13 protein-coding genes and 2 pseudogenes are annotated in these 13,114 nt (G+C 37.6%); 2 read left to right on the top strand and 13 right to left on the bottom strand.

Annotated elements, in window-relative coordinates; genetic code table 11:
- The first annotated feature begins 106 nt into the window (after window positions 1-106).
- Window positions 107-832 carry an outer membrane protein assembly factor BamD gene (gene bamD / locus BTN50_RS00610; RefSeq protein ID WP_096618648.1) on the top strand — a complete coding sequence of 242 codons (726 nt, stop codon included), beginning with the start codon at window positions 107-109 and terminating at the stop codon, window positions 830-832.
- A gap of 324 nt (window positions 833-1,156) precedes the next feature.
- On the opposite strand, the pseudogene BTN50_RS00605 reads toward bamD, so the two are convergent.
- From BTN50_RS00605 to BTN50_RS00560, 12 genes and pseudogenes are all read right to left on the bottom strand, one after another.
- A pseudogene (locus BTN50_RS00605) lies at window positions 1,157-2,047 on the bottom strand (IS5 family transposase).
- A 433-nt stretch (window positions 2,048-2,480) separates the two neighbouring features.
- Window positions 2,481-2,969, bottom strand: coding sequence for a phosphatidylglycerophosphatase A (gene pgpA, locus BTN50_RS00600; protein ID WP_096618647.1), 489 nt, complete (start codon window positions 2,967-2,969; stop codon window positions 2,481-2,483).
- Window positions 2,970-3,057: 88 nt separating this feature from the next.
- Window positions 3,058-3,246, bottom strand: a complete 189-nt coding sequence (locus BTN50_RS11890; RefSeq protein WP_223825587.1) for a hypothetical protein — start codon at window positions 3,244-3,246, stop codon at window positions 3,058-3,060.
- 418 nt (window positions 3,247-3,664) lie between these two features.
- Complete coding sequence (locus BTN50_RS11885) at window positions 3,665-3,832, bottom strand: AIR synthase related protein (RefSeq protein WP_394336756.1); 168 nt, start codon at window positions 3,830-3,832, stop codon at window positions 3,665-3,667.
- Window positions 3,833-3,908: 76 nt separating this feature from the next.
- Window positions 3,909-4,376 (bottom strand): transcription antitermination factor NusB, encoded by a 468-nt coding sequence (nusB, locus tag BTN50_RS00590; protein ID WP_190319713.1) that lies wholly within the window; start codon window positions 4,374-4,376, stop codon window positions 3,909-3,911.
- A 2-nt stretch (window positions 4,377-4,378) separates the two neighbouring features.
- Window positions 4,379-4,849 carry a 6,7-dimethyl-8-ribityllumazine synthase gene (ribH, locus tag BTN50_RS00585; RefSeq protein ID WP_096618646.1) on the bottom strand — a complete coding sequence of 157 codons (471 nt, stop codon included), beginning with the start codon at window positions 4,847-4,849 and terminating at the stop codon, window positions 4,379-4,381.
- 169 nt (window positions 4,850-5,018) lie between these two features.
- Entirely contained in the window at window positions 5,019-5,159 is a 141-nt protein-coding gene (locus BTN50_RS09840) for a hypothetical protein (RefSeq protein WP_161492873.1), read from the bottom strand.
- A gap of 719 nt (window positions 5,160-5,878) precedes the next feature.
- On the bottom strand, window positions 5,879-6,988 hold the full coding sequence (gene ribB, locus BTN50_RS00580) for a 3,4-dihydroxy-2-butanone-4-phosphate synthase (RefSeq protein ID WP_096618645.1): 1,110 nt from the start codon (window positions 6,986-6,988) through the stop codon (window positions 5,879-5,881).
- 323 nt (window positions 6,989-7,311) lie between these two features.
- On the bottom strand, window positions 7,312-7,452 hold the full coding sequence (locus tag BTN50_RS11880; RefSeq protein WP_394336755.1) for a hypothetical protein: 141 nt from the start codon (window positions 7,450-7,452) through the stop codon (window positions 7,312-7,314).
- 724 nt (window positions 7,453-8,176) lie between these two features.
- Complete coding sequence (ribD, locus tag BTN50_RS00570) at window positions 8,177-9,289, bottom strand: bifunctional diaminohydroxyphosphoribosylaminopyrimidine deaminase/5-amino-6-(5-phosphoribosylamino)uracil reductase RibD (protein ID WP_096618644.1); 1,113 nt, start codon at window positions 9,287-9,289, stop codon at window positions 8,177-8,179.
- An 8-nt stretch (window positions 9,290-9,297) separates the two neighbouring features.
- On the bottom strand, window positions 9,298-9,747 hold the full coding sequence (gene nrdR, locus BTN50_RS00565) for a transcriptional regulator NrdR (RefSeq protein WP_096618643.1): 450 nt from the start codon (window positions 9,745-9,747) through the stop codon (window positions 9,298-9,300).
- A 500-nt stretch (window positions 9,748-10,247) separates the two neighbouring features.
- Window positions 10,248-11,047, bottom strand: a pseudogene (locus BTN50_RS00560) (IS5 family transposase).
- A gap of 111 nt (window positions 11,048-11,158) precedes the next feature.
- Between BTN50_RS00560 and BTN50_RS10615 the strand changes: the two are divergent.
- Window positions 11,159-11,287 (top strand): hypothetical protein, encoded by a 129-nt coding sequence (locus BTN50_RS10615; RefSeq protein ID WP_394336754.1) that lies wholly within the window; start codon window positions 11,159-11,161, stop codon window positions 11,285-11,287.
- 187 nt (window positions 11,288-11,474) lie between these two features.
- Here BTN50_RS10615 and BTN50_RS00555 read toward each other — a convergent pair whose 3' ends face one another.
- The gene (locus BTN50_RS00555) at window positions 11,475-12,971 is read right to left on the bottom strand and encodes a coniferyl aldehyde dehydrogenase (protein ID WP_096618642.1); all 1,497 of its coding nucleotides are present in this window, start codon (window positions 12,969-12,971) and stop codon (window positions 11,475-11,477) included.
- Window positions 12,972-13,114 lie beyond the last annotated feature (143 nt).

Below are 13,114 nucleotides of genomic sequence, written 5' to 3'. Positions count from 1 at the left end.
TATTATATCGGTTCGGTGAGTAAAATAATCCCTATTATACCAATGTAGCTTTTGATATTCGTAATGACAAAGGCTAAAATATTCTTTCAAGGAAGCGACCATAGTAATGAAACATTTGACTATCTCCTCTTTATTCGCCATTTCCCTACTAGCAGGGTGTTCTAGCACAGATGGCATCATGCCTGACCTCTCACCGTCAGAACTTTATCAAAAAGCCCAAATTTTATTAAAGGAGGGAAATTGGAGCTCAGCAATTCACAAGCTAGAAGCTCTTGATTCACACTATCCATTTGGTGTGTATTCTGAACAAGTTCAACTATACCTAATATACGCATACTATAAAAATAATGCTCTGGTTCTTGGAGAAGCAACCATTGATCGCTTTATGCGCCTCAATCCAAATCACCCTGATACAAGTTGGGTATTATATATGCGTGGCCTAACCAATATGGCGAAGGACAAAAATGTTTTATATGATCTAATTAACATTAACTGTGCAGATTGCAATCCTGAATTCGCTCGACATGCATTTGTTGATTTTCGTCGTTTGCTAGAGCAATATCCAAATAGTGAATATGCGGCGGATGCTAAAAAGCGCATGATTGCACTAAAAAATCGCCTCGCCGATTACGAACTCACAATCGCTGACTTTTATGTCCGCCGAGGAGCATGGATTGCTGTAATTAATCGTTGTAAAGAACTACAACGCCATTTTTTTGATACTATAGCAGCAAAAAAATCACTGCTATTAATGCTTAATGCCTATGAAAAATTGAGTTTGAATGTACCAGCGTTCCACACTCGTGAGCTCATCCAATTAAATAATAGCTAAGTAATTGCACTCATAATTAAAGAAACAAGTTATATATTGAATGAATGAAACCTAGTGTAATGTTCCTCGTTTTTTGCGGAGTGCCTGTTGTGACTATCGTTGATGTTCAGTGCTATTTTGTTGGCAAACAAGTGCAATGCAAAAGTGTATAATAAGCTATAGTAGAACCAATCTTACTGTTGTAAGCTACGCGGTCGAGTCTTACAGCTTGCATATACTTGCTAATCTTATTAATTAAGTATAAAATAACACATTGTTGAACTTGCCATAAATAAGGCTTTGTTTCCTAGTTCACATTCACGTAGTAAATTACAACATGATTCACTAGTAGTTTACGTTTTTAAACATATTTAGCCCTGTTAGTTTATTTAACACTTTTATCATGCTGTTGGTTTCTTTAATCTACACATGATGCTCCCTTAAGCTCAATTTTCATTAAGTAGTTCTTTGACTCAAAATATGGCCTATCATTGATAGGCAACGTTTATGGTACCTATACTTCATTTTCAAAGGCTTATTTGAATTGTATGGCTTTTAGTAATTAACTGCTAAGTTATGCGAATAACTTCGTTCCCCAAAAAAATTATTTGTCTGGGGGAATAAGTGGAACCGCTCGTTTAATACGAACAGTTTCATAACATTATTTGGTGTCATCAGCGCCATCGCCTGATATTTCATTGATTCCACGGCGGGTTTGTTTGAGCAAGTTAGGTAGCACTTCACCGTTAGTCACATTTAACGCGCTTAATGTAGCAACAATAATTTCATGCATGTTTATATTTACTGCTAAATGTAACTTATGAAGGCTCTACGTTTCCTATCAGTGCAATGCTTTTTTGCTTACCATTCGCTTTCACCGTAGAGCTTGAACCCCGTAAAACCAATGGCTAAGTGCGGGATGGTTTCTTTATTCTTCGCCTTGAACGTGACGCTAGCCCTTTGAGATCGATTGCTAATGCGTAGATAATGAGAGCATGCCAACGACAGTTAAATAATTTGAAACAGAATCGATACCATTAAAGATATACGTTGAACCATGAGAGCCCTCGTAATGACTAAGTCGCTAAATAAACCAAGGTATTTCATGATTATTCCGCTTAGCTTAATTCTATAGCTGAATGACTTCTTCATCAAGCATTAATATTAGTAAAGCATGATTAATTAAAGTTTGATTATACCGCCTCCAGTAGTGGTTTTGTAACGAAATTTATTCATAAACTTGAATATTCTAGTAATTCTAGCTATTTAGAGTGTAAATTATCAATTACCAGAAGTTATACAATTCAAATGAGTATTGAAAAATAAAGGATAGTTACTATAAACGTTCTCTATCAAAGACAATAACGTTTTGAATCAAAAAATCACTCAGAAGAACATTGAGCCTAAGGGATTACAATACCCAGATTAACTAAACTAAACTCACGCAATGATAAAAATATTCAATAAGCTAACAGGCCTAAATATACTTAAAATGAAAGTCATCGTCTATTAATTTATCATATTGGAGCTTACTATTGAAACTCAAATTAAGAAACAAAGCATAGCACAGCGTGACCCACTTGTTTAGCACAATCTTAGCCATTCTCGGTGGTAAATTACGTCTCCACTAAGAAAGAATAGAACCACTGTTGAACTTGTTCGTATTCACCTACCACCAGCCAAAGTATTGATGACCTTCCCGAAGGACAACCATCGACATTAAACCTGCAACAATGTCATCCAACATAATGCCAAAACCACCATGAATCTTTTTATCCAACCAACTTATTGGCCAAAGTTTGACAATGTCAAAGAAACGAAAAATTATAAAGCCAGCAAGCACCGTCTGCCACTCCATCACTGGAGTTAATAGCATGGTAACCCAGAAGCCTATAAACTCATCCCAAACGATGCTACCATGGTCATGTACACCCATGTCTTCAGATGTCCGTCCACAGAGGTAAATGCCCACCACAAAACCAACTGTAATTGCAGCAAGTAGTAACAAAACTGACCAAGATACCATAAGTAAATAAAGAGGAACCGCAACTAAGGTACCCATAGTTCCAGGAGCCCATGGTGACAATCCAGAACCAAATCCAGTAGCCAACAAATGAACAGGATTAGACAGATGAATTCTACTTAACGGATTATTCACACATTACTTCTAAAATCATCCCAGCCTGACAATAGCTAATCAAAAGCTTTTCTTCTCACAATACTTTTCGTCCTGCACCATAACGGATCTAACCAACATAGGTTACTGGTGTATTCGTATGAGCAAGCGCAATGTCTAATACTTTACAATGGCTTTCAGGAACCGTAAAACAAAGCTCATGCGTTTCACCGCTATTCAGCGCGATTGTAGTCGATTTCTTGGCGCTATCTACAAATTGCAATAGCTCTTTTGATACCGGCAGACTTTCCGCAGGCATAACAGCAGCAACTTGACTTGCTTTAAGGATATGTTTTATATCAAAAACCAACCCGTAAAAATACGTGGTTGAGAATAGTAATGACGATTCAAGAAGACTTCTTCAAGACTATTTAAAAAAAATTACCAGATAATGTGACATACAACCAATCTCTCATTTTTATACCATCGCGGCGCATGATAGTACCTACAAGGACAAAACCCTAGGGAGTAATTGTAAGACTTAGCAGGTCTTTCATGGTGTCCCCCAACAAGTTGAACGTTATAGTATTCAGTAGATTTATAAAAATCCTCACAGAAACCTTATAACCACAGTTCATCGGATCTAGGCATTGTCAATGCTAGAGAACATCACGCAGGAACTGCCCCCATCGCGGCAAGATCACTCAGGTTTGAGGCAAGTACTTGATGAGCAATCTTTATTGGATTAACATTTTAAAGAAATGTGTTCCTGCGACAAGAGTGTCTGTCGTCACAACTAATTGACTATTTTCAGGAACAGAAATAATGGCCGCATCATCATCACCAATACCCAATACAATGTCTTTTCGATTAACAGGCTGGGATTTGAAGTAACAATTAATCAAATCGAATTCATTTCCTGACATTGTTTCCCGCCAAGCATTAAAAGAGATTAAGGGCAAAGTCAACAAAGCTGGCCTGTTATCTAAATTTTTTTAATGATGACACTGCTTTATCCAGTACGCCGTTCACAAACTTGTGACTGTCTTCTGCGCCAAAACTTTTAGCTAATTCAATGGCTTCGTTGATTACAACTTTAAAAGGAACATCTTTACGTTTCATTAATTCATACATAGCTAAGAGTAAGAGAACATGTTCTATTTCATCTAAATCTTGCAATGGACGAGACAAATAAGGACGCATTTTGCTGTCCATTTCTTTATGGTTCAACACGACACCCATAAATAAATCGTGGAAATACTCTACGTCAGTTTCTGGTTGACATAAATGAGGTTCTTCAGCATGGTATTCTTCTTCTTCGTAGTTATCGGCAGAAAGAAACTGTGCTTCAATGTCAGTTACATTACCTCTGGTCAATTGCCAAGAATAAATGGCTTGTATTGCAAAATGACGTGCATTACGTCTTGCAGCTGGTTTCACGTTAACCACCGTTAGGATTCAATTTGGGATAGAATATTGACCATTTCCAGCGCACTTAATGCAGCCGAAGCTCCTTTGTTACCAGCTTTGGTACCAGCGCGTTCTATGGCTTGTTCGATGGAATCAACGGTTAGTACACCAAAAGCAACGGGAATATCAAACTCTAGGGCTACTTGTGCCAAACCTTTATTACATTCCCCAGCCACATATTCAAAGTGCGGAGTACCTCCTCGGATCACTGAGCCAATAGCAATAATGACGTCGTAGCCACCACTTTTAGCAATACGTTGAACCACCAATGGTAACTCGTAAGCGCCTGGGCAACGTACTACTGTAATATTTTTGTCGCTAACTTGACCATGACGCTTAAGCGCATCAATGGCTCCTTCCAGCAAACTTTCGTTAATAAAACTGTTGAAGCGGGAGATAGCGATAGCAACTTGAGCATTTGGTGCTGCTAATGTACCTTCGATTATCTTCATGCACTATCCTGTAATTTATTTAATCAGATAAAAAACTGTGAAACTTTATCATATTTTGAGACAAAGTTTCTAGCTCTTATCCCGTAACACTTTTTGTGTACAGTACAATGTAAAAATGAATTCATTTGCTAATTCTAGTTCAAATAGCGAATCCCAATATGATTCACTATTAAACGTTCATTTTCATTTTAGGCATACCAATCCTTGTTAGCTTATTTAACGCTTTGATCATGGCAGGAGTTTTGACCATCTGGGTATCGTCATCCCTTAAGCTCAATGTCCATTTTAACAGTTTTTTAACTTGAAACATTACTGCTTCTGATAAGGAAGATTTATGGTAATCATACCTTATTTTTTAATGCTGATTTAAACTGTATAATTTTTGGTAATTGACCGTTAAATTATGCGGATGATTTCGTTTCACAAAAGCTGCATTACTTCTTGGAAGGATGAAGAGAACCCTTAGTTTAATACGAAGGTATTTGTAATGCTGTATTGTACCATAAACATGGTATTTCATTGATTTTGCAGAAAAATTCATTTAAATAAATTAGGTAACTTTTCACCGTTAATGCCACACTTTTTTACTTACCACTCATCTTAACCGTAAACTTTCAGTCCAGTAGCATGAATAACTAAGTACAGGATGGTTCCTTTAATATTTTTTTAAATACGACGTTAACCATTTGAGTTCATGTGCTAAATCATGACAATGGCAGTGGAATAAATTTAAAAACAGAAGTCATAAAACTCTGTTGACCTAGCAACAGCATTGTGAATATACGTTTAACCATGAGACCCATAGTAATGGCTAAATTGATAAATAAATAAGGGTTTCCCCACGGTTACTTTCCTTGGTTTGATTCCATAGCTAAATAGCTTCTTCATCAATCTAAAATATTTAAATAAATCTCGTTGTTTAAAATATAGATTAATAATTTAGTTCCTGGATTTAGGAAAAAAGACACGTATAATAACAAAAAGCGCAGCTTAAGCTGCGCTTTTTGTTATTATACGTGTCTTTTTAGTTTAGTCGCAAACATACTCCACAACTTTTAGTCCAAAACCAGACAAAAAATTATATTTTTTTGTCGAAGAAGAAAGTAAGCGCATTTCCACCACTCCTAAATCTGCAAGAATTTGAGAACCAATACCAACTTGTCTACTAGCATTCTGAAACTTTACTAACTCAGGCCGCTCACCTTTATCCTTCGCTTCAAAGTTGCGTACTTTTTCGATAATGCTGTCTGCTGATTCTTTCTTACTTAAAATAACTAATATTCCCCCTTCCTCATTAATACGCTGAATTGCATCATTCAAGGACCAACTGCGCAATGTAGAGAGACCAAAATGAAGTACATCGGTGAAAGTATCTTGAAGATGAACACGAACAAGTGTGGGCTGGTTATCCACTACGCCTTTGCGTAATACGTAGTGCACTTGATTATCAATGATATCCCTATACATAATCAGATCAAACTCACCAAAGTCAGTCGGTAGTTTACATTCAGCAACACGCTCAATGGTCGTTTCATTATTGTGACGGTATTCAATCAAATCAGCAATAGTTCCCAATTTGATAGAGTGTTTTTCACTAAAATGCTCCAGATCAGAACGGCGCGCCATAGTACCATCTTCATTCAGGATTTCAACAATCACGCCTGAAGGTGCAAAACCACCAAGCCGAGCTAAATCACAACCTGCTTCAGTATGACCCGCTCGAGTTAGTACGCCACCATCTTGAGCCATCAATGGAAAAATATGACCTGGTTGAACCAAATCTGCAGCAATCGCATTAGGCGCAACAGCAGCTTCAATAGTCCGCGCCCGATCTGCAGCAGAAATGCCAGTGGTGACACCCTTAGCAGCTTCAATTGAAACAGTAAACGCAGTAGAGAATTGAGCATTATTATCGCTCACCATCAACGGTAAACCAAGATGTTGGCAGCATTCTTTGGTCATAGTTAAGCAGATCAAACCACGGCCATACATTGCCATGAAATTAATTACTTCTGGCGTAATTTTTTCAGCAGCAATTATTAAATCGCCCTCATTTTCTCGGTCTTCGCCATCCATTAAAATTATCATCTTACCCTGACGAATATCTTCAATGATCTCTTCTACACTGCTAATGGCCATTACTCTGTCCTTGTCACTCCTACCTTTACTAAAATAGCAATGATGGTGTTTTATTAAAAATTAATTTAGGCTAATCTCGCCATGACCATGCTACCTTCAGCCAGTTTATTGCGCAGCAGGGTCTCATATCATTTGTTCTTCCAAATAGCAAGCTATTATATAGACTTCAATACTCACCTGCCTTCCAAAAATAAAATCTTCGATGGTCATTATACATACTGTATGCGGTACAATCATAAACTTAAAACCATCATTATCAACTACATTAATCGGCTTTGTTTTCTAATTTAATTTCAGATAACAAATTTCAACATCATTAACGATTAAATAATTGCTTTTGTTTTAGGCATACTTAGCTCTGTCAACTGCTTTAATGCTTTTATCATGGCGTAAGTCTCGCTACTCTGAGCATTATAATCTCTTAGGCCCAATGTTCTTCCAAGTAATTTCTTGACTCGAAACATGACCGTCTCTGATAGGGAGTATTTATAGCAACCATACCTCGTTTTACAATGCTGATTGAAACCGTATACTTCTGGTCACTGACCGTTAAATTACGCGGATGAACTTTTTTCCCAAAGTTGTTCCATCTCTTGGTGAGATGAGTGGAACGGCTCTTTTAATACGAGCAGCTTCATAACGTTGTCTGGTGTCGTGAGCACTATAGACTGATATTTAATTAATGTTTTCTGTGGGTTTATTTGAGTAAGTTAAGTAGTACTTAACCGTCAGTCACATTTAATGTACTGAGTTTATCAGGAATGATTTCATGAGCATTTATATTTGTCACTAAATGTAACTTGCGCCAGACTAGCCATTTCCCATGAGTACCATGCTTTTTTCACTGTTCATTTTCCTTCACCGTAGACTTTGGGCCCTGTAGAATCAATGACTCAGCAGCTAAATAAATGAGGTCTTCCATGATTACCCTGCTTAATTTGATTCCATAACTGAATAGTTTCTTCATCAAGCCAGAATGTTAGTGAACCACAATTCACTAAAGCTTGATCATAGACCTGAATATTTAAATAAGCCCAACTGTTTAGAGTGTTGATTGAAAATGCAGTTCCTTTTTTTCATTTTTTCTATTTTTTATGATTTCTTGATTTCTTGATTTCTTGGGATGATAGTTTAAAATTGGTCAACTGCTTCAATAATTTTTATCAGTATATTTTTTTACGTTGAGCATTACTGCTTGTACATACGTAGGCGGATATCACTGCCAATTTGACAAACATCAGTCAATGAAAAAGTAAGGACCTGCTCCATTTCGGTGTAACCCACAAGGTTAACCAATGCTCGACTATCTGATCCCATAAGTTTAGGTGCTTGGTAAACGATAAGCTCATCCACCAACTCTTCGGTAAGCAAACTACCCGCCAGTGTCGGACCAGCTTCAACCCAAATATGGTTTATACCTTTACTCGCAAGTACGCGGAATGCGACATTTAAATCTAGCCCATTAGACGCTTTAGGGATCACCACGATTTCAATGTTTTTTTGAGTAAATAGGACAGCAGGATTAGCCGTCAGAATAATCTTCTTCCCAGGAAACGAAAATAGCCGTGATGTTGATGGCACCATGCCCTTGCTATCAAGGATCACGCACACAGGCTGTCGTAATGATGCTTGTTCATAATTTGCTTGAATCTTGCTCGGAAGCTGATCCCAACGCACGTTTAACGAAGGGTCATCATCAACAACCGTTTGGCGAGTGGACAAGATCGCATCAGACATGGACCGAAAGGTTTGAACATCTTTCCGTGCTTCAAAACTAGTGATCCATTTGCTTCTCCCATTAGATAGTGCAGTGCGACCATCAAGGCTTGCAGCAAGTTTGAGTTGAACGAAGGGTAAGCCAGTTTTCATGACTTTAATAAAACCTGGGTTTAATGCTTCTGCTTGCACTTCCATTAACCCAATATCAACTTGAATATTTGCATCTCTCAGGCATTGAATGCCACGCCCAGCAACTTTAGGGTTAGGATCAACCATAGCACAAACCACACGATTCACACCCGCCTCTAATAATGCAAGAGTACAAGGAGGAGTACGACCGTAATGAGAGCAAGGTTCTAATGTGACATATGCTGTTGCATTTTTAGCACGTTTTCCGGCGGCATTTAGTGCGTGCACTTCAGCATGTGGTTCACCAGCCCTAAGATGGCAGCCTTCGCCAACAATATGATCGTCTTTCGTAATCACACAACCTACACTAGGGTTAGGTGTTGCAGTATAGACGCCTAAGATTGTCAAATTAATGGCGCGCTGCATCATCTGGAAATCAAAAATAGAAAACATATCGCCGACTATTTTTCCAAACGGGCAATCTCTTCGCCGAAATCCTGAATATTTTCAAAGCTGTGATACACAGAAGCAAAGCGGATATAAGCGACTTTATCAAGTTCTTTCAATGCATCCATAACCAAGTTACCTAACATGGTTGATGAAACTTCACGTTCTCCCGTCGAACGAATAGTTAATTTTATAGTGCGTATTGCTTGTTCAATATCTTCGACACTGACAGGCCGTTTTTCTAGCGCCCGCTGAATACCACCGCGTAATTTATCTTCAGTAAATGGGTCTCGATTACCATTAGTTTTGATGATACGCGGCATCACCAATTCCGCAGTTTCAAACGTGGTATAACGTTCACTACACACTAGACACTGACGACGACGACGCACTTGATGGCCATCAGCTACTAAACGTGAATCAATCACTTTGGTCTCATTAGCACCACAGAATGAGCAGTACATTATACCTCCTTTAATAATTAGTTACCAGTGTAACCTATATTAAGGTTTGGTTTCCTAAATCCTCAACCTACGCTCTAAACCGCTAGGTTCATTTAAATTTTTAGCACTATATGCAAGTTACAAAATAACCAACAGGAGTAGTATAACCAAATTTTAATTAACCGTGACTTATTAATTTTTTGGATTGATGAAGAAACTATTATGATAGTTTTCATGGTCAAACGAATATTGCCAATATCGTTTAAATGTACACTAAAATTCATTAACTCTATTTTCTACTTTACTCAACTGCCATTGTCAATCCCTCACTATTAGTCTATCAGGGAGTGAACCAAAGCCGTTAATGTCGCGTTCAAAACAAAAACTAAGAAAAAGTTTGTTTTTTAACTCAAAAAACTAAATTATCAATCTACGTTGGCTTTGTTTCCTAATGTGAATAAACATGATAAATTCCATATGGTTAATGATTAAAAAATTACTTTTATTTTAAGGCTTCCTTGCTAAATCAGCTTATGTAATACTTTTATCATGGCGTATATTTTTTTAATCTGAGCGTAGTGCTCTTTAAATTCAATGTGCTTCTGTAAAAATTTTTGACTCGAACCATTGCTGTCTTTAACAAAAAATATTTATGATAATCATACCTCATTTTTAAAAAATTGCTCCTTTTTTTGGGGAATGAGTGGAACCATTTGCTTAATAGTAACGGTGTCGTAAGCACCAAAAGTAAATATTCCATTGATTGTTCAGCGGGTCTCTTTGAGCAAGTTAGTAGTACTTCACCGTCAGCCACATTTTATGCACTTAACTCAACAGTAATGATTTCATGCATATGTATATCTACCGCTAAATATAACTTGCGCTAAACTCGCTGTTTTCCATCAGGACATGCTTTTTTACTTTTCATTCGCCTTCATCGCAGACTTTCAGTTCCATATAATCAATAGCTAAGTGCGAGATGGTTCCTTTATCCTTCGTCTTAAACGCGATGTTAACTGTTTGGGCTCTTTTCTTAATACAGGAATAGTGAGAAGATGATAATGGCGGTTGAGCAAAGTTAAAAAGCAGAATTAATGAATTCTTGCAGACCGATCAATGGTATTAAGAATACGCATCTAACCATGAGAGCCGCCGTCATGATTGAGTCACTAAATGAACGAGATTTTACATGATTATTCTGTTTAGTTCGATTCCATAGCTGGATAGCTTTTTCATCAATCCAGAATGCTAGTGAGTCACAATTGATTAAAGCTTGATTATACTTTTTCCAGTTAGTTATTTTGTAACGAAACTTATTCATAGGCCTGAATATTTCAGTGAGCCTAGCTGTTTAGCGTATTAGTTAAAAATTCAGTTTCCCTATTTAAAAAATAAAGCAAGTTATCATAAACGTTTTTTAGCAGAGACAACAATGATTCGAATTAAAAAACCACTGGGAGGGACATCTAACCTAAGTGAGCGCAACGCTCAGATTAAAGAAACCCACGCAACGATACAAGCGTTAAATAAGCTGAACGGGCTAAGTATGCCTAAAACGTAAGCAAACGTCTCATAGTGAATTATATTAAAATTTGCGAGCTAAACTTAAATTAAGAAACAAAGCTTCAATCTAATACAAACAGGATCAGCAACTTTAGTCTTTAGTTCCTTTCTTCTTTGAAGTCAGATCAAGTTATGCATTACTTACACTCCTTGTCCTACTCTTATTTTAGTTGCAGTACGTCATTTTATGTAGAAGTCGTGGAACTCAAATCTATCTCATTTTTACGCGTGGCCAAAAGTGTTGAGTCCGCTTTACCAATGAGCATTTTCATCACAAGCTTCTGCATTCTATTGCGATAAGGTGGTGTAAAGACATGAATTGGAAACCAACGACGCATTTGAAGCACCGTACGGGCGTGGCTCAACTCTTTAAAACCTTCTTCTCCGTGATAGTTTCCAATACCGGAATGCCCCACTCCGCCAAACGGTACTGAATGATTTAATGCATGCCAACCCCAATCATTGATTGTTACACCACCACTGTGGGAATGCTCAAGCACCCAATCACGTTGCACTTTATTGTGGCTAAAAAGATAACAAGCCAATGGTTTCTCTCGCTCAGTCATGTGCTGCAACACATCCTCAAGGTTTTCGTAACCAAAAACAGGCAATAATGGGCCAAAAATTTCTTCTTGACAAATCCGCATATTCGGCGTCAAATGGGTTGCAATGTGAAGTGGTAATCTTCGGTTTTCATACTCTTTGGTACACAGCGTAATAGTTGCACCTTTCACAATCGCATCATTGACTAATGCTTTGAACCGCTGGTATTGAGCAACATTGACTAATGATGTGCAATCAGGGTTATTCTTAATATTGGGATACATTGTATTGTATGCTGAAACTAGTGCATCTACGAAATAATTAACCTTATTTATTGGTACAAAAGCATGGTCCGGAGCAATGCAGAGTTGCCCTGCATTGAAGCATTTACCGTGGGCAATTCGTTGCGCTGCTTTTTGAATGTTATAATCTTCAAAAATAATTGCAGGAGATTTTCCACCTAGCTCTAATGTTATAGGCATTAAGTTAGCTGACGCATTAGCCATAATAATTTTGCCACTATTAGGCGAGCCTGTAAATACAAAATGATCAAAGGAAAAATGACTAATTGTCATTGCTTGAGGGTGATTGCCAGAAACCACACATACTAAGTCATTTGGATAAATTTCTTTAAGCATTGTTTGAAGCACTTGCGTTGTAGCTTCACAATTTGGCGGCATTTTGATCATGCTGCTATTTCCAGCCGCTAATGCAGTAATCAGAGGCCCGAGAGAAAGATATATAGGAAAATTCCACGGGCAAACAATACCCACCACGCCTTTCGGATAGTACCTAATTTCCAGTTTATTGCCCTTGAACAGCCATTCTGTAGGGCGCCGCTTTGGACGCATCCATGAACTAAGGTGACTTAAAACATGATTGATATTCAAAATAGGCCCAAGGACATCCGCCATTAACGATTCATAATGACTGCGTCCGCCAAAATCTTCACTTATAGCATCAGCTAATACATTTTGATAACGGCGCAACTGAGTTTTCAAAGCCATAAGCCGTTTCTTTCGCAATGCAAGTGTTGGTAAAGGATCGTGCTGATATGCAGCTTTCAATGAATGGAACCAATCCTCCAACTCATGCTGAGGAGGTTGCTTAACGGAATCATTACAACGTTTAGATGACATCACTCTATTTCCTTATGTATTTATCACCAATTGTAAAATTACAACATTCTGTTAACCTTATTTGGAAATGCTAAAAGAAATAAATTTTAAATTTATTACTAGATAATACACAGTATGATTCAGCTACCGTATGCCAAGATTTT

The organism is Candidatus Enterovibrio altilux, from assembly GCF_002381345.1.
Taxonomy (GTDB): domain Bacteria; phylum Pseudomonadota; class Gammaproteobacteria; order Enterobacterales; family Vibrionaceae; genus Enterovibrio; species Enterovibrio altilux.
The sequence above is the reverse complement of the archived record's forward strand: the minus strand, read 5'-3'. Positions and strand labels throughout refer to the sequence as shown.